This window comes from Bacillus sp. 0102A, from assembly GCF_036765155.1.
Taxonomy (GTDB): domain Bacteria; phylum Bacillota; class Bacilli; order Bacillales; family Bacillaceae; genus Bacillus; species Bacillus subtilis_G.
Genome location: NZ_JBAIZW010000002.1, coordinates 280,675 through 306,360, shown reverse-complemented (window position 1 = coordinate 306,360; position 25,686 = coordinate 280,675). Strand labels below are relative to the sequence as shown.

The 25,686-nt window shown below is 42.5% G+C and carries 22 protein-coding genes; all 22 read left to right on the top strand.

The window, feature by feature from the left end:
- Positions 1-7 precede the first annotated feature (7 nt).
- The 22 genes from flhA to nusA all read left to right on the top strand — a co-directional run bounded on the left by flhA (position 8) and on the right by nusA (position 25,676).
- Entirely contained in the window at positions 8-2,041 is a 2,034-nt protein-coding gene (gene flhA, locus V6D41_RS05925) for a flagellar biosynthesis protein FlhA (RefSeq protein ID WP_333517587.1), read from the top strand.
- The gene (locus V6D41_RS05920) at positions 2,041-3,141 is read left to right on the top strand and encodes a flagellar biosynthesis protein FlhF (protein WP_333517586.1); all 1,101 of its coding nucleotides are present in this window, start codon (positions 2,041-2,043) and stop codon (positions 3,139-3,141) included. The genes flhA and V6D41_RS05920 overlap by 1 nt, the downstream gene beginning before the upstream one ends.
- Positions 3,132-4,028, top strand: a complete 897-nt coding sequence (flhG, locus tag V6D41_RS05915; protein WP_333517585.1) for a flagellum location/number ATPase FlhG — start codon at positions 3,132-3,134, stop codon at positions 4,026-4,028. Before V6D41_RS05920 ends, flhG begins: the two co-directional genes overlap by 10 nt.
- A 1-nt stretch (position 4,029) precedes the next feature.
- Positions 4,030-5,100, top strand: coding sequence for a protein-glutamate O-methylesterase CheB (cheB, locus tag V6D41_RS05910; protein WP_333517584.1), 1,071 nt, complete (start codon positions 4,030-4,032; stop codon positions 5,098-5,100).
- A 5-nt stretch (positions 5,101-5,105) separates the two neighbouring features.
- Positions 5,106-7,121 (top strand): chemotaxis protein CheA, encoded by a 2,016-nt coding sequence (gene cheA / locus V6D41_RS05905; protein ID WP_333517583.1) that lies wholly within the window; start codon positions 5,106-5,108, stop codon positions 7,119-7,121.
- A gap of 21 nt (positions 7,122-7,142) precedes the next feature.
- A complete protein-coding gene (gene cheW, locus V6D41_RS05900; RefSeq protein ID WP_087991619.1) occupies positions 7,143-7,613 on the top strand; it encodes a chemotaxis protein CheW in 471 nt (156 codons plus the stop codon).
- Positions 7,614-7,631: 18 nt separating this feature from the next.
- Entirely contained in the window at positions 7,632-8,261 is a 630-nt protein-coding gene (gene cheC / locus V6D41_RS05895; protein WP_087991620.1) for a CheY-P phosphatase CheC, read from the top strand.
- Entirely contained in the window at positions 8,258-8,758 is a 501-nt protein-coding gene (gene cheD, locus V6D41_RS05890; RefSeq protein ID WP_333517582.1) for a chemoreceptor glutamine deamidase CheD, read from the top strand. Before cheC ends, cheD begins: the two co-directional genes overlap by 4 nt.
- A 22-nt stretch (positions 8,759-8,780) precedes the next feature.
- The gene (sigD, locus tag V6D41_RS05885) at positions 8,781-9,545 is read left to right on the top strand and encodes an RNA polymerase sigma-28 factor SigD (RefSeq protein WP_010331078.1); all 765 of its coding nucleotides are present in this window, start codon (positions 8,781-8,783) and stop codon (positions 9,543-9,545) included.
- Positions 9,546-9,573: 28 nt separating this feature from the next.
- Positions 9,574-10,077 carry a Swarming motility protein SwrB gene (locus V6D41_RS05880; protein ID WP_148961814.1) on the top strand — a complete coding sequence of 168 codons (504 nt, stop codon included), beginning with the start codon at positions 9,574-9,576 and terminating at the stop codon, positions 10,075-10,077.
- A 143-nt stretch (positions 10,078-10,220) separates the two neighbouring features.
- The gene (rpsB, locus tag V6D41_RS05875; RefSeq protein WP_087991623.1) at positions 10,221-10,961 is read left to right on the top strand and encodes a 30S ribosomal protein S2; all 741 of its coding nucleotides are present in this window, start codon (positions 10,221-10,223) and stop codon (positions 10,959-10,961) included.
- A gap of 101 nt (positions 10,962-11,062) precedes the next feature.
- Positions 11,063-11,944, top strand: coding sequence for a translation elongation factor Ts (tsf, locus tag V6D41_RS05870; RefSeq protein ID WP_333517581.1), 882 nt, complete (start codon positions 11,063-11,065; stop codon positions 11,942-11,944).
- A gap of 145 nt (positions 11,945-12,089) precedes the next feature.
- Entirely contained in the window at positions 12,090-12,812 is a 723-nt protein-coding gene (pyrH, locus tag V6D41_RS05865) for a UMP kinase (protein WP_333517580.1), read from the top strand.
- 1 nt (position 12,813) lies between these two features.
- On the top strand, positions 12,814-13,371 hold the full coding sequence (gene frr, locus V6D41_RS05860; RefSeq protein WP_333517579.1) for a ribosome recycling factor: 558 nt from the start codon (positions 12,814-12,816) through the stop codon (positions 13,369-13,371).
- Positions 13,372-13,492: 121 nt separating this feature from the next.
- A complete protein-coding gene (locus tag V6D41_RS05855; protein ID WP_087991626.1) occupies positions 13,493-14,275 on the top strand; it encodes an isoprenyl transferase in 783 nt (260 codons plus the stop codon).
- Between the two features lie 3 nt (positions 14,276-14,278).
- On the top strand, positions 14,279-15,088 hold the full coding sequence (gene cdsA, locus V6D41_RS05850) for a phosphatidate cytidylyltransferase (protein ID WP_333517578.1): 810 nt from the start codon (positions 14,279-14,281) through the stop codon (positions 15,086-15,088).
- A gap of 60 nt (positions 15,089-15,148) precedes the next feature.
- Positions 15,149-16,300, top strand: coding sequence for a 1-deoxy-D-xylulose-5-phosphate reductoisomerase (gene dxr / locus V6D41_RS05845; RefSeq protein ID WP_087991628.1), 1,152 nt, complete (start codon positions 15,149-15,151; stop codon positions 16,298-16,300).
- A 6-nt stretch (positions 16,301-16,306) separates the two neighbouring features.
- Entirely contained in the window at positions 16,307-17,575 is a 1,269-nt protein-coding gene (rseP, locus tag V6D41_RS05840; RefSeq protein WP_333517577.1) for an RIP metalloprotease RseP, read from the top strand.
- Between the two features lie 32 nt (positions 17,576-17,607).
- On the top strand, positions 17,608-19,302 hold the full coding sequence (gene proS, locus V6D41_RS05835) for a proline--tRNA ligase (RefSeq protein ID WP_333517576.1): 1,695 nt from the start codon (positions 17,608-17,610) through the stop codon (positions 19,300-19,302).
- Positions 19,303-19,411: 109 nt separating this feature from the next.
- Complete coding sequence (locus V6D41_RS05830) at positions 19,412-23,725, top strand: PolC-type DNA polymerase III (RefSeq protein WP_333517575.1); 4,314 nt, start codon at positions 19,412-19,414, stop codon at positions 23,723-23,725.
- A gap of 327 nt (positions 23,726-24,052) precedes the next feature.
- Positions 24,053-24,523, top strand: a complete 471-nt coding sequence (gene rimP / locus V6D41_RS05825; RefSeq protein ID WP_003231915.1) for a ribosome maturation factor RimP — start codon at positions 24,053-24,055, stop codon at positions 24,521-24,523.
- A 34-nt stretch (positions 24,524-24,557) separates the two neighbouring features.
- Complete coding sequence (nusA, locus tag V6D41_RS05820) at positions 24,558-25,676, top strand: transcription termination factor NusA (protein WP_148961807.1); 1,119 nt, start codon at positions 24,558-24,560, stop codon at positions 25,674-25,676.
- The last annotated feature ends 10 nt before the right edge of the window (positions 25,677-25,686 follow it).

Sequence of the window (25,686 nt, the reverse complement as noted above, 5' to 3'; positions counted from 1 at the left end):
AAGCAGCATGTCAACAAGAGATTTATCCGTTTTAATAAGTGTTGTCCTCATTGTGGCAATGCTGGTGATTCCATTTCCTCCATGGCTGTTAAGTATTTTGATCATTATTAATATATCTCTTGCATTGATCGTGCTTCTCACCACAATGAATATGCAGGAAGCGCTTCAGTTTTCGATATTCCCGTCACTGTTGCTGCTTTTAACCCTATTTCGTTTGGGCTTGAACGTCTCAACGACCCGTTCAATTCTTTCACATGGTGAAGGCGGAAAAGTCGTCGAGACGTTCGGAAATTTCGTTGTCGGCGGAAATGTATTAGTTGGACTTGTTGTATTTATCATCCTGATTATTATTCAGTTTATCGTCATTACGAAAGGTGCTGAACGTGTTTCCGAGGTTGCAGCAAGATTTACGCTGGACGCAATGCCGGGGAAGCAGATGAGTATTGATGCTGATTTAAACGCAGGGATGATTACCGAACAGGAAGCGAAGCACCGCCGCGAAAAAGTGGCAAGAGAGGCTGACTTTTATGGAGCAATGGACGGTGCCAGTAAATTTGTAAAAGGTGACGCGATTGCCGGAATCATTATTGTAATGATCAATATTATTTTCGGTATCGTTATCGGAATGCTTCAGCAGGGCATGTCCATTCAAGAGGCCGCTTCACAATTTACGATGCTGACTGTAGGGGATGGAATTGTTTCGCAAATTCCGGCGCTGTTAATTTCTACAGCTACGGGCATTGTCGTGACAAGAGCTGCCTCTGAAGGAAACTTAGGGCATGACATTATAGGTCAGCTGTTTGCTTATCCAAAGCTTTTATACGTCGCAGCATCTACAATTCTGCTTCTTGGTATTTTCACTCCGATTGGCATTTTTCTGACGGGACCGCTTGCAGGACTGCTTGCTTTCGGCGCTTATATGCTATCTAAATCAGGTAAGGAAAAAGAAGAAGTGGATGAGATTCTCGAGGAAGAGGCTGAGGTTGACGACCTTAAAAGCCCTGAAAGCGTTGTTCAGCTTCTGCACATAGATCCGATAGAATTTGAGTTTGGATATGGTTTGATACCACTTGCTGATGCCAATCAAGGCGGTGATTTATTAGACCGAATTGTAATGATTCGCCGTCAGTTGGCTCTGGAACTCGGGCTCGTCATTCCTGTGGTGCGTATCAGAGACAATATAGCGCTGCAGCCTAATGAATACCGATTGAAGATTAAAGGAAACGAAGTAGCAAAAGGCGAGCTGTTGCTTGATCATTATTTAGCAATGTCGCCTACACCAGAAGATGATCTCATTGAAGGGATTGAAACAGTGGAACCGTCATTCGGACTGCCGGCAAAATGGATTGGCGAATCGATAAAAGATGAAGCTGACATGCTTGGTTATACAGTTGTTGATCCTGCTTCAGTCGTTTCAACCCATATTACAGAGAAGATTAAGCAGTATGCCCACGAATTGATTGGGAGACAGGAGACGAAACAGCTGATCGATCACTTGAAAGAAACGTATCCGGTGCTTGTTGAAGAGGTTACGCCTAATCCGTTGTCTGTCGGTGATATTCAGAAGGTGCTGGCTAAGCTTTTAAAAGAAAAAGTTTCAATCCGAAACTTAGTAACGATTTTTGAAACGCTTGCTGATTATGGTAAATTAACAACAGATTCTGACCTTTTGACAGAGTATACAAGACAGGCACTGGCTAAACAAATAACAGCCCAGTTTTCCAAAGAAAATGAAGTGTTGAAGGTTGTTACTTGTTCGGGTCGTGTAGAAAAGGCAATAGCTGACGGTGTACAGCAAACGGAACACGGAAATTATTTGTCGCTTGAACCAGATATTTCAGAAAGTATTGTGCGCTCTGTCGCTAAAGAAGCCGAACAGCTCTCATTACGTCAGGAAACTGCGATTCTTCTTTGTTCGCCGCCTGTCAGAATGTATGTGAAACAGCTTCTTGAACGATACTTCCCTGATCTTCCGGTACTCTCATATAACGAACTTGAGGCGAATGTTGAGGTACAAAGCATTGGAGTGGTGGATATTTAATGAAAATAAAAAAATTTACTGCTGCTTCAATGCAAGAAGCGGCACTTCTTATCAGAAAAGAGTTAGGTAATGATGCCGTCATCTTAAATTCGAAAAAGATTAAAAAGCGGAAATGGTTTGGACTCATTAACAAGCCCGCTGTTGAAGTAATTGCCGTATTGGATCAGGACTTTCCTAAGAAAAAAACACCTCAGAAGGAAGCTGAGCCGGAACAAACCTTAAAAACTCCGGTCAGCAGTCCGAAAATAGAGGAGAGGACATATCCCCCTCAATTTCCGCAGCCGCATGAGTCTGGTGATTTTTCAGTTTATCAATCTGTACTTCCTGAGCCGCTGCGAAAAACAGAAAAGCTTTTGCAAGAAAGCGGGATTAAAGAGTCAACGAAGACGAACGCGCTGAAAAAATTGCTTCGTTGCTCTGTGGAAACGGGCGGTCTGACGGAAGAAAACGTGATCGGTAAACTCGAAGATATACTATGTGATACACTGCCTTCAGCAGACAAGTGGCAGGAGCCTATTCATTCAAAGTATATCGTGCTGTTTGGTTCAACGGGAGCAGGTAAAACAACAACACTGGCTAAGCTCGCAGCCATATCTATGCTTGAAAAACAGAAAAAAATCGCTTTTATTACAACAGATACGTATCGGATTGCAGCTGTTGAACAGTTGAAAACATACGCCGAACTGCTGCAGGCTCCTCTGGAAGTTTGTTACACAAAAGAAGAATTCGAGAAGGCGAAAGAGTTATTCACTGAGTATGACCATGTGTTTATCGATACAGCCGGAAGAAACTTCAAGGAACAGCAGTACATTGATGAATTGAAAGAGACAATCCCTTTTGAGAGCAGTATTCAGTCATTTCTCGTTTTATCCGCGACTGCAAAATATGAGGATATGAAGCATATTATCAAACGGTTTTCATCTGTCCCTGTCAATCAGTTTATTTTTACGAAAATAGATGAAACTGCTTCCTTAGGTTCTGTATTTAATATACTTTCAGAATCCAAAATAGGTGTCGGGTTTATCACAAACGGCCAGAATGTTCCGGAGGATATACAGACTGTATCACCTCTTGATTTTGTAAGGATGCTGTGCAGATGAACAGATTTGACCAAGCAGCAACTTTACGGGCGAAAATGGAAAAGCGTCAGCGTGTTCTGCCAATGGTTTATTCACAAAAAGCAAAGACACTTGCTGTCATCAGCGGCAAGGGCGGTGTCGGGAAATCCAATATTACCTTAAACATGGCCCTTGCGCTGCAGGATAAAGGTAAGAAGGTACTGCTCATCGATCTTGATATCGGGATGGGGAACATTGATATATTAATGGGAAACTCATCGTCCGCCACAATTATCGATATATTAACCGATCGTAAACCTTTGATGCAGTCATTATCCACTGGGCCAAAGGGTTTGCGGTATATATCAGGGGGAACCGGTCTTGATGTGATGTTTCGGCTGGATCAGAGAAAATGGACGTTTTTTGCCAATGAGCTTTCTCATGCGTTAAGCCAGTTCGATTATGTCCTGTTTGACATGGGAGCGGGCTTATCAAAAGATCAGCTGCCTTTTATTTTATCAGCGGAAGATATTTTGATCATAACAACGCCCGAACCGACGGCCATTATGGACGCATACAGCGCTGTCAAGCACTTAGTTTTGACAGGAAATAAGCTTTCAATGAAGGTGGCTGTCAATCGGTGCCATGATCAAAAGGAAGGGCTGGAGGCTTTTACCCGCCTTTCCCGCACGATTCATATGTTTTTAGATGTTCAGGTTCAGTTTGCTGGTTCCATTTCTGACGATGCGATCGTGAGCAAAGCAGTTGTCGAACAGGTTCCTTTTTTCATAAAAAGTCCTCAGGCAAAAGCCAGCCGGTCAGTCCGTCTTTTAGCGGACGCCTTGTTTGAAAGAGAAGAAACAAGACACAAAGAAGACAAACAGACATTTATTGAGAAATTATCTTCTTTTTTAATGAGGAGGGCTTAATTTGATTCGTGTGCTTGTAGTTGATGATTCAGCTTTCATGAGAAAAATGATAAGTGATTTTCTAACCGAGGAAAAGCAGATAGAAGTAATCGGAACTGCGAGAAACGGAGAAGAAGCGCTTAAGAAGATCGAATTGCTAAAGCCGGATGTTATTACTCTTGATGTTGAAATGCCGGTCATGAATGGGACAGACACACTGCGCAAAATTATTGAGATTTATAACTTGCCGGTCATCATGGTGTCAAGCCAGACTGAGAAAGGAAAAGCGTGCACAATTAATTGTTTAGAGATCGGTGCCTTTGACTTTATTACAAAGCCATCGGGTTCTATATCTCTGGATTTGTATAAAATTAAAGAACAATTAGTTGAGCGTGTTGTCGCGGCTGGACTTTCCGGACAGAGGAAACATCCAGTATCACAGGCAGTGCGGCCTGAGCCTATAGTGCGTGCTGTAAAGCCTGAATTAAGCAAACTGAAAACAAGCACAGGCAGACAAATTGTGTGTATCGGCACATCAACAGGCGGTCCGAGGGCGTTACAAAAGGTGATACCGAAGCTTCCTAAGGATTTGAACGCACCAGTTGTTGTTGTTCAGCACATGCCTGAAGGTTTTACTGCTTCTTTGGCTGAGCGTCTGAATCATTTATCTGACATTCAAGTAAAAGAAGCTGAAGATGGTGAAGCAGCTCTTAACGGTTGTGTTTACATAGCACCGGGCGGAAAAAACATATCTGTTATCAAAAACAGCGGGGGACTCCAGATCGTTCTTGATAATCTCGATACACCGAGCCGTCATAAACCATCAGCCGATTATTTATTCCGTTCTGTCGGTAAACTGGCAGACTATGAAAAAGTAGCGGTTATTATGACCGGGATGGGCAGTGACGGCACTGCCGGCCTCAAAGACATGCTTACGGCCGGCAATGTGAAAGCCATTGCGGAGTCTGAAGAATCTTGTGTCGTATATGGGATGCCAAAAGCTGCTGTTAAAGCGGGCCTCATTCATGAGATTAAACATGTGAAAGATATCGCAGCATCCATCACAAGCTGTGTGAAAAAAGAGAGGGTGTGATTCAAATGGATATGAATCAGTATTTAGATGTCTTTATTGATGAGAGTAAAGAACATTTACAAACATGTAATGAAAAGCTTCTCCTTTTAGAGAAAGACCCGACTGACCTTCAGCTCGTTCATGATATATTCAGGGCTGCCCATACATTAAAAGGAATGAGCGCAACGATGGGCTATACGGATTTAGCACATCTAACCCACCTGCTTGAAAACGTGCTGGATGCATTCCGAAACGGAGACATGGCAGTTACCGCAGACTGGCTTGATATTTTGTTTGAAGCTCTGGACCACCTGGAAGCTATGGTTCAGTCTATTATTGACGGCGGAGATGGTAAAAGAGATATCTCAGAAGTAAGCGCCAAGCTTGATGTTAATGGTGCGCATGCTGAAATGGCTGCTTCTGCGGAACCTGCAGAAGCACAGAGTTCAGCATCTGATTGGGAATATGACGAATTTGAACGGACTGTCATACAAGAAGCTGAGGAGCAAGGCTTTAAACGATATGAAATCAAAATTTCTCTGAACGAAAACTGTATGTTAAAAGCAGTTCGTGTATATATGGTGTTTGAAAAGCTTAATGAAGTCGGAGAAGTAGCCAAAACAATCCCAAGTGCGGAAGTGCTCGAAACAGAAGATTTCGGCACTGACTTTCAAGTTTGCTTCTTAACACACCAATCAGCGGAAGAAATTAAACAATTAATCAATGGAGTTTCAGAAATTGAGCATGTCGAAGTCATTCAAGGGGCTCCTTTAACATCAGCTGAAAAGCCGGAAGAACCTAAGTCGGCGGATTCATCAGCCCCTGTACCTGTTAAGCAGGAGAAACAAAAACAGCCTGCTAAAAACGATGACCAGGCGAAGCATACAGCCGGCGGATCTAAAACAATTCGTGTCAACATTGACAGACTTGATTCTTTAATGAACTTATTCGAAGAGCTTGTCATTGACCGCGGGCGTCTAGAGCAGATTGCAAAAGAGCTTGAGCACAATGAACTGACTGAAACAGTTGAACGAATGACCAGAATTTCCGGAGATTTGCAATCGATTATTCTAAATATGAGAATGGTTCCGGTTGAAACTGTTTTTAACCGGTTCCCGAGAATGATTCGCCAGCTTCAAAAAGAGCTGAATAAAAAAATAGAACTATCGATCATCGGTGCGGAAACTGAACTGGATCGAACAGTAATTGATGAAATTGGAGATCCTCTCGTGCACTTGATCAGAAACAGTATTGATCATGGTATCGAGTCTCCGGAAACGCGCCTGCAAAAAGGAAAAACGGAATCGGGAAATGTTGTGCTGAAAGCCTATCACAGCGGCAACCATGTCTTTATCGAAGTAGAGGATGACGGTGCAGGCCTTAATCGTAAAAAAATTCTTGAAAAAGCGCTTGAGCGCAGCGTCATTACGGAAAAAGAAGCTGAAACCTTAGAAGACAATCAAATTTACGAATTGATCTTTGCTCCAGGGTTCTCAACTGCTGATCAAATTTCTGATATTTCCGGTCGTGGCGTCGGACTTGATGTTGTGAAAAATAAACTGGAGTCTCTTGGCGGTTCAGTCAGTGTAAAATCTGTAGAAGGCCAAGGCTCTCTATTCAGCATCCAGCTTCCGCTTACATTGTCCATTATTTCAGTTCTGCTGGTCAAATTGGAAGAAGAGATATTTGCCATTCCGATTTCTTCAATCATTGAAACAGCAGTTATTAACAGAAAAGACATTTTACAAACGCATGACCGTGAAGTGATTGACTTCAGAGGGCACATTGTCCCTGTCGTTTATTTAAAAGAAGAGTTTAAAATAGAAGATACAAGATTAGACGCGGAACAGCTCCATATCATTGTCGTGAAAAAAGGCGACAAACCTACTGCATTTGTGGTGGACTCCTTTATTGGCCAGCAGGAAGTTGTGCTGAAATCACTCGGAGATTATTTAACAAACGTCTTTGCAATTTCCGGAGCTACTATTTTAGGAGACGGAGACGTAGCACTCATTATTGATTGTAATGCACTGATTATTTAACCATTCGGGGAGGTGTCTCACATGACTGCAGAAATTAAAACAGGCGAAAAAATGATTGTCTTTGTGGTAAATGGCAAAGAATATGCCATTTCCGTCACTCAGGTGAAATCAATTGAAAAATGGCAAAAGCCGACGAGAGTGCCTGGCGTCGAACCATATATTTGCGGGGTAATCAATTTGCGCGGGGTGGTGACTCCGGTTATTGATTTAAGAAAGCGCCTGAATTTGCCAGAGTATGAAATTACCGATGAAACACGAATTATCATTATTGCTTATCGTGATATTGAAGTCGGCTGGATTGTGGATGAAGCGAATGATGTGATTACCGTACACGAAAATGAAATAGAATCTGCTCCAGAAAGCGTCCAGAAAGATACAGATGTATCGATCGAACAGATTGTGAAACAAGAGAACAGACTTTTAAATATTATTGATGCGAACGCGGTTTTGGATAAAGAATCATCTCAGTCCGCTGTGCCCGATCAAGCTTAATCTTAAAGGGGTTATGACATGAGTATTTTTAATGGAATCAAAGAAGAGCAGATGGACATTTTGCGGGAAGTCGGCAATATTGGCGCCGGCCACTCCGCCTCTGCAATGGCCCTGCTGTTAAATAGAAAGATAGATATGGAAGTCCCGTTTGCAAAGCTGCTGTCTTTCGATGATCTTGTCGATTTTTTCGGCGGCGCCGATATCCCGGTTGCCAGCATCTTTTTAAGAATGGAAGGCGACTTAACGGGTTCAATGTTCTTTATAATGCCTTTTTATCAGGCGGAGCAGTTTATCAGAGAGCTGATTGGAAACCCCGAATTTGATATAGAGGACTTAGGTGAAGATCATATGAGCTCATCCGCTTTGCATGAACTGGGCAATATTTTAGCAGGATCATATTTAACAGCCTTGGCGGATTTGACGAAACTCCAGCTTTATCCAAGCGTTCCTGAAGTTTCATTGGACATGTTCGGCGCTGTGATCAGCGAAGGGCTGATGGAGCTCAGTCAGGTTGGAGAACACGCCATTGTTGTCGACACGTCAATTTTTGACCAAGGCCATCAGCAGGAGCTGAAAGCGCATATGTTTATGCTGCCGGACTATGATTCATTTGAAAAGCTCTTTGTCGCCTTGGGTGCATCAATATGAGTACAACTGAGGCTGTTGTTGTAAAGGTTGGAATTGCTGACGTAAAGATCGCCCGCTTTCCGGATACTATCCGGACCTCTGGTTTAGGATCATGTGTGGGGCTGGTGCTTTACGATAAAGAAAAGCAAACAGCGGGGCTTGTCCATGTTATGCTGCCGGATTCAACGTTATCGAAAACTGCCGCACTCAATCGGGCTAAGTACGCTGACACCGCCGTGAAAACCACAATTGATATGCTGGTAGAAGCGGGGTGCCGGAAATTTGCATTAAAAGCAAAGTTAGCCGGCGGATCAGAAATGTTTAAATTTAAATCGACAAATGATTTGATGAAGATCGGACCGAGAAATGTATTAGCGATAAAGGAACAGCTATCTTTATATAAAATTCCCATCATTAGTGAAGATACGGGCGGCTCAAGCGGCCGGACGATAGAATTTGAACCGAAGTCCTGCATGCTGCATATTCGAACTGTTAAACAAGGTGAAAAAACGATTTAATTAAGGTATTAGGGGGATAACAATGCAATCCTTGAATTATGAAGATCAGGTGCTTTGGACGCGCTGGAAAGAGTGGAAAGATCCTAAAGCCGGTGACGATTTAATGCGCCGTTACATGCCGCTTGTCACATATCATGTAGGCAGAATTTCTGTCGGACTGCCAAAATCAGTGCATAAAGACGATCTTATGAGCCTTGGTATGCTTGGTTTATATGATGCCCTTGAAAAATTTGACCCCAGCCGGGACTTAAAATTTGATACCTACGCCTCGTTTAGAATTCGCGGTGCAATCATAGACGGGCTTCGTAAAGAAGATTGGCTGCCCAGAACCTCACGTGAAAAAACAAAGAAGGTTGAAGCGACAATTGAAAAGCTTGAACAGCGCTATCTTCGGAACGTAACGCCCGCAGAAATTGCAGAGGAACTCGGAATGACGGTACAGGATGTAGTGTCAACAATGAATGAAGGTTTTTTTGCCAATCTGCTGTCAATTGATGAAAAGCTTCATGATCAAGATGATGGTGAAAACATTCAGGTCATGATCAGAGATGACAAAAATGTTCCGCCTGAGGAAAAGATTATGAAGGATGAACTGATTGCACAGCTTGCCGAAAAAATTCACGAACTCTCTGAAAAAGAACAGCTGGTAGTCAGTTTGTTCTACAAAGAGGAGTTGACATTGACAGAAATCGGGCAAGTATTAAATCTTTCTACGTCCCGCATATCACAGATCCATTCAAAGGCACTATTTAAATTAAAGAATCTGCTTGAAAAAGTGATTCAATAATGAATTTCATGGTTAGCGAGTGAAAAACATGTCAACACTATTATGGCTTTTAAGCTTTGCGCTCCACGGCGTTCTTCTGTACGCTGTCATTATCCTGTATACGAGGCTCGCGGCTGTGAAAGAAACAGAAAAACAGCAAAAAAAGATACTTGAAGAGACGGAAAACACCTTAGCGGCATTTCTTCTTGAATTAAAAGAAGAAAATGAGAAACTGATAGAAAATACCGATTCACCTTCAAGCCAAGCCGAAAAAGAAACCCAAAAGTCAGACCTTCAGCGCTCTGAAAAATATGCAGAGCGGGATGCAGTTCAAGAAGAAGAAAATCTTCCTGAACATATTGAAGGCCTGATTACTGAGGTTGAGCGTCAGGAAGAGAGCGTAAACAGCGATGTCCAATCTTTTGAAGACCAGGTCATAGATTTATATGAACAGGGGTATTCAGCCAGTCAAATAGCTCAGAAACTGAAGAGCGGAAAGACAGAAATCGAGCTATTTTTAAAATTTCGCTCCAAAGGTGTAAAGGATTCTTGATTGTCGGATAAAGCTGTGTTATATTATGTCTTGGTGTTAAATACACACGCTTAACGATTTATGCAGAGGGTGCTGCAGGCGGCAGTTCTGCACAAAAATGACCTAAGCGGAGGAAAAAAACCATTATATTAGGAGGAAATAACATGTCAGTCATTTCTATGAAGCAATTGCTTGAAGCTGGTGTTCACTTCGGTCACCAAACACGCCGTTGGAACCCAAAAATGAAGCGTTACATTTTCACGGAGCGTAACGGAATCTACATCATTGACCTTCAAAAAACAGTCAAAAAAGTAGAGGAAGCTTACAATTTCACTAAAAATCTTGCTGCTGAAGGCGGAAAAATCCTTTTCGTCGGAACAAAAAAACAAGCTCAAGATTCTGTTAAAGAAGAAGCTCAACGCTCTGGCATGTACTACGTCAACCAACGCTGGTTGGGCGGTACATTAACAAACTTCGAAACAATCCAAAAACGTATTAAACGTCTTAAAGACATTGAAAAAATGCAAGAAAACGGTACGTTTGAAGTACTTCCTAAAAAAGAAGTCGTTCAATTGAAAAAAGAATTAGAGCGTCTTGAAAAATTCCTAGGCGGAATTAAAGATATGAAGGGTCTTCCTGATGCATTATTCATCATCGATCCTCGTAAAGAGCGCATCGCTGTAGCGGAAGCTCGCAAATTAAACATCCCTATCATCGGTATCGTTGATACTAACTGTGATCCTGATGAAATCGATGTTGTAATCCCAGCGAACGATGACGCTATCCGCGCTGTTAAACTTCTAACTTCTAAAATGGCAGATGCAATCTTAGAAGCGAAGCAAGGCGAAGAAGAAGCGGAAGTTGCTGAAGAAACTGCACCAGAAACAGAAACAACAACTGCGTAACCTATTCAAAAGGTGATAAGAGGGACTGCCTTTTATCACCTTTTTTCAAGAAAAATGTGTGATATACATACTCTTGTTTAAACATATAAGGAGGAATACTAATGGCTATTACTGCACAGCAAGTAAAAGAACTGCGTGAAAAAACTGGCGCGGGCATGATGGATTGTAAAAAAGCGTTAACTGAAACTGACGGAGATATGGATAAAGCAATTGACCTTTTAAGAGAAAAAGGAATTGCGAAAGCAGCGAAAAAAGCTGACCGTATCGCAGCTGAAGGTTCTACTATTATTAAAACTGACGGCAACAAAGGCGTTATCCTTGAAGTCAACTCTGAAACTGACTTCGTTGCGAAAAACGAAGGCTTCAAAGAGCTTCTTAACACTTTAGCTGACCACCTTCTTACAAATGCTCCAGCAGATGTTGAAGAAGCAATGGGTCAAAAAATGGAAAATGGCGCTACTGTTGAGGAGTACATCACAAACGCAGTTGCTAAAATCGGTGAGAAAATCACACTTCGCCGCTTTACAGTTCTTACAAAAGACGACAGCTCTGCATTCGGTGCTTACCTTCACATGGGCGGCCGCATCGGTGTATTAACTGTTCTCAACGGTACAACTGATGAAGAAACTGCGAAAGATATCGCAATGCACGTTGCTGCGGTTAACCCTCGTTATATTTCTCGTGATCAAGTATCTGAAGAAGAAAGAAATCATGAGCGTCAAATCTTAACTCAGCAAGCCCTTCAAGAAGGCAAACCTGAAAACATCGTAGCGAAAATGGTTGAAGGCCGTCTGAACAAATTCTTCGAAGAAATTTGTCTTTTAGACCAAGCGTTCGTTAAAAACCCAGATGAAAAAGTGAAACAAGTTGTTGCAGCGAAAAACGCAACTGTTCAAACTTATGTTCGCTATGAAGTTGGAGAAGGCATCGAAAAACGTCAAGAAAACTTTGCTGAAGAAGTAATGAACCAAGTGAAAAAATAATGGCGAAAAGATTTCGCGGCGAAGTCGCGTCTTTTCAGGCAGTATAGGGGACACACTTTGTGTTCCCTATTTTTAAAACTATATTTACAAACCTTTTTTTCTCTTGCATAATAGAAAACGGCAATGTTTACACTTGGAGGTTATCATGGAAAAACCAAAATACAAACGTATCGTATTAAAGCTTAGCGGAGAAGCATTGGCAGGAGAACAGGGAAACGGAATTAACCCAACTGTCATTCAATCCATTGCAAAGCAAGTGAAAGAAATCGCTGAGCTTGAAGTCGAAGTGGCTGTTGTAGTAGGCGGCGGCAATTTATGGCGCGGAAAAACAGGAAGTGACCTGGGCATGGACCGTGCAACTGCTGACTACATGGGAATGCTGGCGACTGTTATGAATTCGCTTGCTCTTCAAGACAGCTTGGAAACACTCGGAATCCAGTCCAGAGTGCAAACATCCATTGAAATGAGACAAGTTGCTGAACCGTACATAAGAAGAAAAGCGATACGCCACTTAGAGAAAAAACGTGTCGTTATTTTCGCTGCGGGCACAGGAAACCCATATTTCTCAACTGATACGACAGCTGCTCTGCGGGCTGCTGAAATTGAAGCAGACGTGATTTTAATGGCTAAAAATAATGTTGATGGTGTGTATAACGCTGATCCTAGAAAAGATGAATCAGCTGTTAAGTATGAAACACTTTCTTATCTTGACGTTCTAAAAGACGGCCTGGAAGTCATGGATTCAACAGCATCATCTTTATGCATGGATAATGACATTCCGCTTATCGTCTTTTCTATTATGGAAGAAGGAAATATCAAACGTGCCGTTATCGGTGAATCAATCGGAACGATCGTGAGGGGGAAATAACGTGTCAAAAGAAGTATTAACTCAAACAAAAGAAAAAATGGAAAAAGCAATTGCTGCTTATCAGCGTGAATTGGCTTCTGTACGTGCAGGCCGTGCCAATCCATCTTTATTAGATAAAGTAACGGTTGAATATTACGGAGCGCAGACACCTTTAAATCAGCTGTCTTCTATTAACGTGCCTGAAGCTCGTATGCTTGTGGTAACGCCTTATGACAAAACAGCTATTGGTGATATCGAAAAAGCGATTTTAAAAGCTGACTTAGGCGTAACGCCGACAAGTGACGGGAATATGATCCGAATTGCAATTCCTGCACTGACAGAGGAAAGACGGAAAGAATTAGTCAAAGTTGTAAAAAAATATGCTGAAGAAGCGAAAGTAGCTGTCCGAAATGTACGCCGCGATGCGAACGATGATCTCAAAAAGCTTGAGAAAAACGGAGACATTACTGAGGATGAACTGCGTGCTTCCACTGAAGACGTTCAAAAACTGACAGATGAATATGTGTCAAAAATTGACGGTGTCACAAAAGACAAAGAAAAAGAAATCATGGAAGTTTAATGAAAAACTATGTACAATAGATAATAGTGAAAAGACCCTCTCATGTTTACAGGGGGTTTTTTTGTTAATACTGTTGATTATCAGCAGGGAATGCAACCTTTTTGGGTGACGGAGGAATCTCATGCTCAACATACTCAAAAATTGGAAGAATCAGCAAACTGCGGCTTCCAACTTAGAACGTTATACAAAAGAAGACATACTTAAGGGAGAAATTCCCGAACACATCGCCATTATTATGGATGGAAATGGCCGTTGGGCTAAAAAACGCTCTCTTCCCCGAATTGCAGGCCACCATGAGGGGATGAAGGTGGTAAAAAGGACAACGAAGCTTGCGAACGAACTAGGTGTCAAAGTACTGACATTGTATGCATTTTCAACAGAGAACTGGAAGAGGCCGAAAATGGAAGTCGATTTTTTAATGAAGCTTCCGGAAGAATTTTTAAATACGTATCTTCCAGAGCTTATTGAGGAAAATGTACGGGTCCGGATTATAGGAGATGAAACGGCTCTGCCGGCGCACACCTTACGTGCAATTGAAAAGGCTGTACAAGATACGGCGCAAAACGACGGAATGATCCTTAATTTTGCTCTCAATTATGGAGGCCGTACTGAAATTGTCACTGCTGCAAAATCGCTCGCGGAAAAAGTGAAGGAAGGATCTTTGAATATTGAAGACATTGATGAATCTCTTTTTTCTAATTATTTAATGACTGAATCTTTGCAGGATCCTGAACTTTTAATTCGAACGAGCGGGGAGATCAGACTGAGTAATTTTATGCTATGGCAGGTTGCCTACAGCGAATTTGTCTTTACTGACGTCCTGTGGCCTGACTTTAAAGAAGATCACTTCTTAGAGGCGTTAGGAGAGTATCAGCGGAGGGGCCGGAGGTTTGGCGGAATTTAGAGGATGGTGGACATGAAACAAAGAATTTTGACAGGTGTTCTGGCAGCAATTGTATTTTTATTTTTGGTTATTGTCGGGAAATTGCCGTTCACCATATTAGTTTATGCTATGGGCAGTGTAGCGCTTTTTGAACTATTACGGATGAAAAAGCTGAGAATGGTTTCACTGCCAGGTTTGATCGGTCTTTTATTATTGTGGATGTTCTTATTGCCAAGCCAGTATTCGTTTTTAGCGGCGGACGGTATTTCAAAAGTGGAAGTCGCTTTGTTCGCGGTACTGCTTTTGCTGACTTACACAGTGTTGGTGAAAAACACCTTTACTTTTGATGAAGTCGGGTTTATTACGCTTGCAGCAATTTACATTGGAATGTGTTTTCATTATTTTATAGAAATCAGAAATCTTGACCAATATGGGTTAACATACATTTTTTACGCGTGTGTTGTGATTTGGTCTACTGATTCCGGTGCATATTTTGTCGGGAAAGCGCTGGGTAAGCGAAAACTGTGGCCTGAAATCAGTCCGAATAAAACAGTGGAAGGATTCGCAGGCGGAATTGTCATCGCACTTGTACTTGCGACGATTTTTCAACTTGTTGTACATCTTCCGATTCCGTATATCTATCTGCTGTTGATCACACTGTTTTTATCCATTTTCGGACAACTTGGAGATTTAGTGGAATCCGCCTTGAAAAGACATTACGATGTTAAGGATTCTGGGAATATTCTCCCGGGTCATGGCGGTATCTTGGACCGTTTTGACAGTTTCTTGTTTGTCATGCCTTTCTTGTACTTTCTGCTTGCCCTTTTTTCATAAAAAAGTCTAATATGAATATGAGAATGATTATGCAGCAAAAAGAATAGGAGTCGTGGCACTTTGAAAAATATTTGTCTTTTAGGAGCAACAGGATCAATCGGCGAACAGACGCTTGACGTATTGCGTACGCATCAAGATCAATTTCAGCTGGTATCTATGTCGTTTGGCAGAAATATTGATAAGGCTGTTCCGATGATAGAGGCTTTTCAGCCGAAGTTTGTCTCTGTCGGTGATCTGGATACATATCATAAATTAAAACAAGTTTCTTTTTCATTTGATTGCCAAATCGGGCTTGGAGAAGAAGGCCTGATTGAAGCGGCAGTTATGGAGGAAGTCGATGTTGTTGTCAATGCCTTGCTCGGAAGCGTCGGTCTTATCCCGACGTTAAAGGCAATTGAACAGAAAAAAACAATTGCGCTTGCAAATAAGGAAACTCTTGTCACTGCCGGGCATATAGTTAAAGAACATGCTAAGAAATACGATGTTCCGCTGCTGCCTGTTGACAGTGAGCATTCGGCAATATTTCAAGCACTCCAAGGCGAACAGGCAAAAAATATTGAACGCCTCATCATTACAGCGTCCGGCGGAAGCTTTCGGGACAAGACGCGGGAGGAGCTCGAATCAGTAACAGTTGAGGACGCATTAAAACATCCGAATTGGTCAATGGGTGCAAAAATTACGATCGATTCGGCTACAATGATGAATAAGGGATTAGAGGTGATCGAGGCACATTGGCTTTTCGATATCCCATATGAACAAATTGATGTGGTTTTACATAAGGAGAGCATCATCCATTCAATGGTTGAGTTTCATGACAAAAGTGTGATCGCACAGCTTGGAACTCCTGATATGAGGGTTCCAATTCAATATGCCCTAACCTATCCTGACCGGTTGCCATTACCAGATGCCAAAAGGCTTGAATTATGGGAAATCGGCTGCCTTCATTTTGAGAAAGCTGATTTTGACAGGTTCCGATGCTTACAATTTGCGTTTGAATCAGGTAAAATGGGAGGAACAATGCCGACAGTGCTAAATGCAGCAAATGAAGTAGCTGTCGCTGCCTTTTTAGCCGGTAAGATACCGTTTTTGGCTATTGAAGACTGTATCGAAAAGGCACTATCCCGCCATCAGGTAATGAACAAACCGAACCTGGCGGACATTCAAGAAGTGGACAAAGATACCCGGGGATACGTCAATTCAATACTCACATAAGGTGGTATGTTCGTGAATACAGTTATAGCGTTTATTATTATTTTCGGAACGCTCGTTTTCTTCCATGAACTGGGTCATTTATTGCTAGCCCAAAGAGCGGGAATTCTCTGCCGTGAATTTGCGATCGGATTCGGTCCAAAGATTTTTTCTTTCAAAAAAAATGAAACAGTTTATACCATCAGGCTGCTTCCGGTCGGCGGATTTGTCCGTATGGCCGGCGAAGATCCGGAAATGATTGAGGTAAAACCCGGTTACACGGTCGGGCTTCTGTTTAATAAAGACGATCAAGTTGAGAAAGTCATCATCAATCAAAAGGAAAAATACCCGGATGCTTTAGTCATTGAAGTAGAAACTGCGGATTTAGAGCATGACATGAAGATCACCGGCTATGAACAGGGGAAAGAAGATGAACTTTCCAGCTTTACCGTCAGTGAAACATCCTTTTTCATTGTAGACGGAGAAGAAGTGCAGATTGCGCCGTATAATCGCCAATTTGGTTCCAAACCTGTGTGGCAGCGAATTAAAGCGATTGCTGCAGGGCCGATTATGAACTTTATTTTAGCTTACGTCATTTTAGTGATGCTTGGGCTGATTCAAGGCGTGCCGTCAAATGAGCCTGTGCTCGGGCAGCTGACTGACAATGGACGGGCGACCGAAGCGGGGCTAAAAGAAGGGGATTATATTCAAAGCATTAACGGAGAGAAAATGAGGTCTTGGACGGACATTGTCTCTGCTGTAAAAGAAAATCCGGAAAAAGAAATGGACGTAGCAGTAAAAAGAGATAACAAAACGCTTCATATTTCAGTGACTCCGGAAGCTGTTAAAGATGAGAACAAAAAAACAATCGGGCGTTTCGGTTCCTATGCGCCGACTGAAAAAGGCGTTCTCTCAGCAGTTGCTTACGGCGCGACATCAACAGTTGATGTCACTAAAGCCATTTTAACCAACTTAAGCAAATTAGTAACAGGCCAATTTAAACTTGATATGTTGTCAGGTCCTGTCGGCATATATGACATGACAGATCAGGTGGCGAAAACAGGGTTAGTGAACTTATTCCAGTTTGCTGCGTTTTTAAGCATTAACCTTGGGATTGTCAACCTGCTTCCGATTCCGGCACTTGACGGAGGAAGGTTGTTATTTCTATTTATTGAAGCGATTCGGGGCAAACCGATTAACAGGGAAAAAGAAGCATTTGTTGTGTTTATCGGAGTAGCTTTCTTAATGCTTCTTATGCTGGTTGTCACATGGAACGATATCCAGCGGCTGTTCTTGTAAACGAAAAGTAAATCAATCAGAGGTGCGAAGAAATGAGACAAAGCTTGACGCTTATTCCTACGCTCCGTGAAGTTCCAGCTGATGCCGAAGCAAAAAGCCATCAGCTTCTTCTGAGAGCAGGGTTTATCAGACAGAATACGAGCGGGGTATACAGCTATATGCCTCTTGCGTATAAAGTGATTCAAAACATTCAGCAGATTGTTCGTGAAGAAATGGAGAAAATAGATGCCGTGGAAATGCTTATGCCCGCATTGCAGCAGGCTGAGACATGGCAGGAATCAGGCAGATGGTATACGTATGGTCCTGAACTGATGAGACTAAAAGACCGTCATGGCCGTGAATTTGCTTTAGGGGCAACGCATGAAGAAGTTATCACTTCACTTGTTCGCGATGAGGTTAAATCTTATAAGCGTCTCCCTCTGACTCTGTATCAAATTCAGTCTAAGTTCAGAGATGAAAAACGTCCCCGCTTCGGTTTGTTAAGAGGCCGCGAATTTATTATGAAGGATGCGTATTCTTTCCATGCATCTGAAGAGAGCCTGGATAATACGTATCAAAAAATGTACGAGGCTTATTCTAATATTTTTGCCCGTTGCGGCATTAATGTAAGACCTGTCATCGCCGATTCAGGCGCAATGGGAGGAAAGGATACGCACGAGTTTATGGCACTTTCTGCAATCGGAGAGGATACGATTGCGTATTCTGATGAATCACAGTATGCGGCTAATATCGAAATGGCTGAAGTTCTTTATCAAGAAGTCCCTTCTGATGAAGAGCCTAAAGCTTTAGAGAAAGTCCACACGCCTAACGCGAAAACAATCGAAGAACTGACTGCGTATTTACAGGTTTCCGCTGAAGCCTGCATGAAGTCAGTGCTGTTTAAAGCAGATGACCGTTTCGTCTTAGTGCTTGTAAGAGGGGACCATGAAGTTAACGAGATTAAAGTGAAAAACTTGCTTCATGCGGAAGTTGTGGAGCTTGCCTCACATGAAGAGGTTATTCAGCAGCTTGGAACAGAACCCGGTTTTGTCGGCCCTGTCGGTGTCAAACAAGATGTTGAAGTATATGCCGATTATGCTGTGAAAGCAATGGTCAATGCTGTTGCCGGTGCAAATGAAGGAGATCATCACTATAAAAATGTCAACGTAAACCGTGACGCGCAAATTAAAGAATTTGCTGATCTTCGTTTTATTAAAGAGGGTGATCCTTCACCAGACGGCAAAGGTACAATCCGTTTTGCAGAAGGAATCGAAGTCGGACAAGTCTTTAAGCTTGGAACACGCTATTCAGAAGCGATGAATGCGACATACTTAGATGAAAACGGTCGCGCACAGCCAATGCTGATGGGCTGTTACGGAATCGGTGTATCAAGAACGCTTTCTGCTATTGCTGAACAGCACCACGACGATAAAGGATTGATATGGCCAAAAAGCATTGCGCCGTACGATCTTCATATTCTTGCTTTGAACGTGAAAAACGATGGGCAAAGAGAGCTTGCTGAAAAGCTGTATGCCGATTTAAAAGCGGAAGGCTATGGAGTGCTCTATGATGATCGTGCTGAGCGCGCCGGTGTAAAATTCGCTGATTCAGATCTCATCGGCCTTCCAATCCGCATTACTGTCGGAAAACGTGCGGACGAAGGAATTGTCGAAGTGAAAATCCGTAAAACGGGTGAGTCAACTGAAATTTCAGCAGACGAACTATCTGCTTTTATCAGCAAGCAGTAATCACCATAACGATTTATCAAAAAACATGTTAAAATAGAAATAAGTGAAGGTACCTCATTTGCCTGAGGTACCTTCACTTATGAAGTTTTTAGGGAGGGGTACTGTCTTAATGGAACAGTTATCAGTAAACAGAAGGCAGTTTCAAATTCTTCTGCAGCAGATTAATATGACAGATGATACCTTCATGACATACTTTGAAGATGGCGAGATCAAAAAGCTGGCGATACACAAAGCGTCTAAGTCTTGGCATTTTCATTTTCAATTTAAATCTTTGCTGCCTTTTCAAATATATGACACATTAACAACGAGGCTGACGCAATCGTTTGCCCACATAGCAAAAGTTACATCTTCAATCGAAGTGCAAGATGCCGAGGTCAGCGAAAGTCTAGTACAAGATTACTGGTCACGCTGTATTGAGGAACTGCAAGGCATTTCACCGCCGATTATCAGTCTTTTAAACCAGCAAAAACCGAAATTGAAAGGCAATAAACTGATTGTCAAAACAAAAACGGACACGGAAGCGGCTGCTCTTAAGAACAAATATAGTTCTATGATTCAAGCCGGATACCGTCAATTTGGTTTCCCGGACCTTCAGCTTGATGCCGAAATCTTTGTATCCGAGCAAGAAGTTCAAAAGTTTCGGGAGCAAAAGCTTGCGGAAGACCAAGAGCGGGCCATGCAGGCGCTGATTGAAATGGAGAAAAAAGATAAAGAAAGTGATGAAGATCAAATACCATCTGGGCCTCTTGTCATCGGTTATCAAATTAAAGATAACGAAGAAATCCGGACACTTGACAGCATCATGGACGAAGAACGGAGAACTACGGTCCAGGGTTACGTGTTTGATGTGGAGACACGAGAGCTGAAAAGCGGGCGTACGCTGTGTATCTTCAAAATTACAGACTACACAAATAGTATTTTAATCAAAATGTTTGCACGTGAAAAAGAAGATGCGGCACTGATGAAGTCTCTGAAAAAAGGAATGTGGGTAAAAGCACGCGGCAGCATTCAAAATGACACTTTTGTCAGAGATCTCGTCATGATCGCAAATGACGTAAACGAAATGAAAGCAAAAACCCGTGAAGATTCTGCATCTGAAGGAGAAAAAAGAGTGGAATTGCATTTGCATTCCCCAATGAGCCAAATGGATGCTGTTACGGGTGTCGGAAAGCTTGTCGAACAGGCAAAAAAATGGGGGCATGAGGCCATCGCTTTGACTGACCATGCTGTCGTTCAATCCTTCCCTGATGCGTATTCTGCCGCAAAAAAGCATGGGATTAAAATGATTTACGGGATGGAAGCGAATCTCGTTGATGATGGCGTGCCAATTGCTTATAACGCTGCACATCGGTTGCTTGAGGAAGAAACATATGTTGTTTTTGACATCGAGACGACAGGACTGTCTGCTGTATACGATACCATTATTGAGCTGGCTGCAGTAAAAGTAAAAGGCGGAGAAATTATTGATAAATTTGAGGCGTTTGCGAACCCGCATCGTCCGCTTTCAGCCACAATCATAGAGCTGACCGGCATCACCGATGATATGCTTCGCGACGCTCCGGATGTCGTAGATGTAATAAGAGATTTCAGAGAATGGATCGGCGATGATATCCTTGTCGCTCATAATGCGAGTTTTGATATGGGATTCTTAAACGTAGCTTATAAAAGGCTTCTTGAAGTCGAAAAAGCTAAAAACCCAGTCATTGATACGCTTGAGCTTGGCCGTTTTCTCTATCCGGAATTTAAGAATCACCGTTTGAACACACTTTGTAAAAAGTTTGATATCGAACTGACACAGCATCACCGTGCGATCTACGATACTGAGGCGACTGCTTATTTGCTCCTGAAAATGCTGAAGGACGCGGCTGAAAAAGGCATTCAGTACCATGATGAGTTAAATGAAAATATGGGTCAGTCCAACGCTTATCAAAGATCGAGACCTTATCACGCAACATTACTTGCTGTGAACAGCACGGGGCTTAAAAATTTATTTAAGCTTGTGTCACTCTCTCATATCCATTATTTTTACAGAGTACCTCGTATCCCGAGATCTCAGCTTGAGAAATATAGGGAAGGGCTTCTGATCGGTTCAGCTTGTGACAGGGGAGAGGTTTTTGAAGGAATGATGCAAAAATCGCCTGAAGAGGTGGAAGATGTCGCGTCATTCTATGATTATCTCGAAGTTCAGCCGCCTGAAGTGTACCGTCACTTGCTAGAGCTTGAACTGGTCCGCGATGAAAAATCGCTTAAAGAAATTATTGCGAATATCACGAAACTGGGTGAAAAGCTAAATAAACCGGTTGTTGCTACGGGAAATGTTCATTACTTAAATGACGAGGATAAAATCTACAGAAAGATTTTAGTATCCTCTCAAGGCGGGGCAAATCCGCTGAACAGACATGAACTGCCGAAAGTGCATTTCAGAACGACAGACGAAATGCTTGAAGCATTTTCTTTCTTAGGCGAAGAAAAAGCGAAGGAAATCGTTGTCGCCAATACCCAAAAGGTTGCTTCTTTAATCGATGACATCAAGCCAATTAAAGATGATTTGTATACACCGAAAATCGAAGGCGCTGATGAAGAGATCAGAGAAATGAGCTATCAGCGTGCAAGAAGCATTTATGGCGAAGAGCTGCCTGAAATTGTGGAAGCGCGGATTGAAAAAGAATTAAAAAGTATCATTGGCCATGGCTTCGCTGTTATTTATTTGATCTCTCACAAACTTGTAAAACGTTCACTTGATGACGGATATCTCGTAGGTTCCCGTGGTTCCGTAGGCTCCTCATTAGTTGCGACGCTTACTGAGATCACTGAGGTCAACCCGCTGCCGCCGCATTATGTATGCTCTGAGTGCCAGCATTCTGAGTTCTTTAATGACGGGTCTGTCGGTTCCGGTTTTGACCTGCCTGACAAGATATGTCCTCATTGCGGAACGCCTTTGAAAAAAGACGGCCATGATATTCCGTTTGAAACATTCTTAGGATTTAAAGGGGACAAAGTACCTGATATCGATTTGAACTTTTCAGGGGAATATCAGCCGCACGCACACAATTACACAAAAGTATTGTTCGGAGAAGACAATGTATATCGTGCGGGAACGATAGGAACAGTTGCAGAAAAAACAGCTTACGGATATGTAAAAGGCTATGCCGGTGACCACAATCTCCACATGCGCGGGGCCGAAATAGATCGGCTCGTACAGGGATGTACAGGTGTTAAACGTACGACCGGACAGCACCCTGGGGGTATTATCGTTGTCCCGGATTATATGGACATTTATGATTTTTCACCAATTCAGTTCCCGGCGGATGCCACAGGTTCAGAGTGGAAAACCACTCATTTTGATTTCCACTCCATCCATGACAACCTGTTAAAACTCGATATTCTCGGACACGATGACCCGACCGTTATTCGGATGCTTCAAGACTTAAGCGGAATTGATCCGAAAACCATTCCAACAGATGATCCTGAAGTGATGAAAATCTTCCAGGGAACCGAATCACTCGGTGTTACAGAAGAACAGATCGGCTGTAAAACGGGTACCCTGGGAATTCCTGAATTCGGAACCCGATTTGTGCGGCAGATGCTTGAAGATACAAAGCCGACAACTTTTTCCGAGCTCGTTCAGATTTCAGGCTTATCTCACGGAACGGATGTATGGCTCGGCAATGCACAAGAGCTCATCCACAATAATATTTGTGAACTGAGTGAGGTTATCGGCTGCCGTGATGACATTATGGTTTATTTAATCTATCAAGGCCTTGAGCCATCCCTTGCCTTTAAAATCATGGAATTTGTACGTAAAGGAAAAGGATTAACGCCTGAATGGGAAGAAGAAATGAAAAATAACAATGTCCCGGACTGGTATATTGATTCTTGTAAAAAGATTAAATACATGTTCCCGAAAGCCCACGCCGCGGCTTATGTATTAATGGCGGTCCGCATCGCTTACTTTAAAGTGCATCACGCGCTTTTGTATTATGCGGCTTATTTTACCGTTCGTGCAGACGACTTTGATATCGATACAATGATCAAGGGTTCTACAGCAATCAAAGCCGTAATGGAGGATATTAACGCTAAAGGGCTTGATGCTTCACCGAAGGAAAAAAACCTTCTCACTGTGTTAGAATTAGCGCTTGAAATGTGTGAGAGAGGCTATACATTCCAAAAAGTCGATTTATATCGCTCCAGTGCTGCAGAGTTTATTATAGACGGCAACAGCCTTATCCCGCCGTTTAACTCCATTCCTGGATTAGGAACGAACGCTGCTCTGAATATTGTAAAAGCTCGTGAAGAAGGCGAATTCCTCTCTAAAGAAGATTTGCAAAAGAGAGGGAAAGTGTCAAAAACGATTTTAGAGTATTTAGATCGCCATGGCTGTCTGGAATCACTGCCTGACCAAAACCAATTGTCACTGTTTTAATATAGAAGCAGAATTTCTCAGGAAATTCTGCTTCTATGCATACATAAGCGCAAAAAGTGACATTGTAACATTAGAGTCTCTGTCATTTGCTTAGGTGAAGGTAAGTGTATATCCATTTGCAATAAAAATATGGTTATGGTATAGTTTTATTGGAAATGCTAACGATTACCGAGGCAAAGAGTGGGGAAACCCGCTCTTTTGTATTGAACAGGAGAATTTTGTCTCGACATGTTCATCGTTTACTTTTAAGCCCCTGCTCTTTTGAAGCAGGGTTTTTATGCAGAGTGACGAGACGAACATGAGATCGACAGCACAAGGAGGAAGAACATGAGCAAAAAAGTGACTGACACCGTTCAAGAGATGGCTCAGCCAATCGTAGACAGCCTTCAGCTGGAACTCGTTGACATTGAATTTGTCAAAGAGGGTCAAAGCTGGTTCCTTCGCGTGTTTATTGATTCCGATGACGGTGTGGATATTGAGGAATGTGCCAAAGTAAGCGAAGCTTTAAGCGAAAAGCTTGATGAGGCAGACCCAATCAGCCAAAATTACTTTCTTGAAGTCTCATCTCCAGGAGCTGAGCGTCCGCTAAAGAAAAAAGCCGATTTTGAAAAATCACTTGGGAAAAATGTGTACATTAAGACGTATGAGCCTATTGATGGCGTAAAAGTGTTTGAAGGTGAACTGGCTGAATTTGATGGACAAACAGTGACAGTTGAGATCACGATCAAAACAAGAAAGAAACGGATCAATATTCCGTATGAAAAGATAGCTAATGCACGATTAGCTGTTACGTTCTAATGAATACAAATGCTTTAAGGGGGGAGACCGTTAAATGAGCAGTGAATTATTAGATGCTCTCACGATTCTTGAAAAAGAAAAAGGCATCAGTAAAGAAATTATCATTGAAGCAATCGAAGCTGCGTTAATTTCTGCTTATAAGCGGAATTTTAATCAAGCGCAAAATGTACGAGTGGATTTAAACCGTGAAACAGGCTCCATCCGTGTATTTGCAAGAAAAGATGTCGTTGACGAAGTATACGACCAAAGACTGGAGATCTCTATTGAAGAGGCGCAGGGCATCCATCCGGAATATATGGTCGGCGATGTTGTCGAAATCGAAGTAACGCCTAAGGATTTTGGGCGCATAGCTGCTCAAACAGCGAAGCAGGTCGTCACACAGCGTGTGCGCGAAGCTGAGCGCGGTGTGATTTATTCTGAATTTATCGACCGTGAAGAAGACATCATGACAGGCATCGTCCAGCGCCTGGACAATAAGTTTATCTACGTGTCTTTAGGCAAAATAGAAGCCTTGCTGCCGGTTAATGAGCAAATGCCAAATGAAAGCTACAAGCCTCATGACCGCATTAAGGTATTTATCACAAAAGTAGAAAAAACGACGAAGGGCCCGCAGATTTATGTGTCAAGAACACACCCAGGCCTGTTAAAGCGTTTGTTTGAAATCGAAGTGCCTGAAATTTATGATGGAACTGTCGAGCTGAAATCTGTAGCCAGAGAAGCCGGCGACCGTTCAAAAATTTCGGTCCGCACAGACGACCCTGACGTGGATCCTGTTGGCTCTTGCGTAGGCCCTAAAGGCCAGCGTGTTCAGGCGATCGTCAATGAATTAAAAGGTGAAAAAATTGACATTGTCAACTGGTCCAGTGATCCTGTAGAATTTGTCGCAAATGCACTCAGTCCTTCGAAAGTGCTGGAAGTCATCGTTAATGAGGAAGAAAAAGCGACAACTGTTATTGTCCCTGATTACCAGCTGTCTCTGGCGATTGGCAAAAGAGGACAAAACGCACGTTTAGCTGCTAAACTGACAGGCTGGAAGATTGATATTAAGAGCGAAACGGACGCAAGAGAACTTGGAATCTATCCGAGAGAACTTGAAGCAGACGACGATGAGCCGCTCTTTACGGAGCCTGAAACTGCTGAATCGGATGAATAAGAGGTGGCCT

Bases quoted from the DNA above. Each gene is read 5' to 3' on its own strand.
- flhA (WP_333517587.1), top strand. From the start codon at position 8: ATGTCAACAAGAGATTTATCCGTTTTAATAAGTGTTGTCCTCATTGTG.
- V6D41_RS05920 (WP_333517586.1), top strand. From the start codon at position 2,041: ATGAAAATAAAAAAATTTACTGCTGCTTCAATGCAAGAAGCGGCACTT.
- cheA (WP_333517583.1), top strand. From the start codon at position 5,106: ATGGATATGAATCAGTATTTAGATGTCTTTATTGATGAGAGTAAAGAA.
- cheW (WP_087991619.1), top strand. From the start codon at position 7,143: ATGACTGCAGAAATTAAAACAGGCGAAAAAATGATTGTCTTTGTGGTA.
- cheC (WP_087991620.1), top strand. From the start codon at position 7,632: ATGAGTATTTTTAATGGAATCAAAGAAGAGCAGATGGACATTTTGCGG.
- cheD (WP_333517582.1), top strand. From the start codon at position 8,258: ATGAGTACAACTGAGGCTGTTGTTGTAAAGGTTGGAATTGCTGACGTA.
- sigD (WP_010331078.1), top strand. From the start codon at position 8,781: ATGCAATCCTTGAATTATGAAGATCAGGTGCTTTGGACGCGCTGGAAA.
- V6D41_RS05880 (WP_148961814.1), top strand. From the start codon at position 9,574: ATGTCAACACTATTATGGCTTTTAAGCTTTGCGCTCCACGGCGTTCTT.
- rpsB (WP_087991623.1), top strand. From the start codon at position 10,221: ATGTCAGTCATTTCTATGAAGCAATTGCTTGAAGCTGGTGTTCACTTC.
- tsf (WP_333517581.1), top strand. From the start codon at position 11,063: ATGGCTATTACTGCACAGCAAGTAAAAGAACTGCGTGAAAAAACTGGC.
- pyrH (WP_333517580.1), top strand. From the start codon at position 12,090: ATGGAAAAACCAAAATACAAACGTATCGTATTAAAGCTTAGCGGAGAA.
- V6D41_RS05855 (WP_087991626.1), top strand. From the start codon at position 13,493: ATGCTCAACATACTCAAAAATTGGAAGAATCAGCAAACTGCGGCTTCC.
- cdsA (WP_333517578.1), top strand. From the start codon at position 14,279: ATGGTGGACATGAAACAAAGAATTTTGACAGGTGTTCTGGCAGCAATT.
- rseP (WP_333517577.1), top strand. From the start codon at position 16,307: ATGTTCGTGAATACAGTTATAGCGTTTATTATTATTTTCGGAACGCTC.
- proS (WP_333517576.1), top strand. From the start codon at position 17,608: ATGAGACAAAGCTTGACGCTTATTCCTACGCTCCGTGAAGTTCCAGCT.
- V6D41_RS05830 (WP_333517575.1), top strand. From the start codon at position 19,412: ATGGAACAGTTATCAGTAAACAGAAGGCAGTTTCAAATTCTTCTGCAG.
- rimP (WP_003231915.1), top strand. From the start codon at position 24,053: ATGAGCAAAAAAGTGACTGACACCGTTCAAGAGATGGCTCAGCCAATC.
- nusA (WP_148961807.1), top strand. From the start codon at position 24,558: ATGAGCAGTGAATTATTAGATGCTCTCACGATTCTTGAAAAAGAAAAA.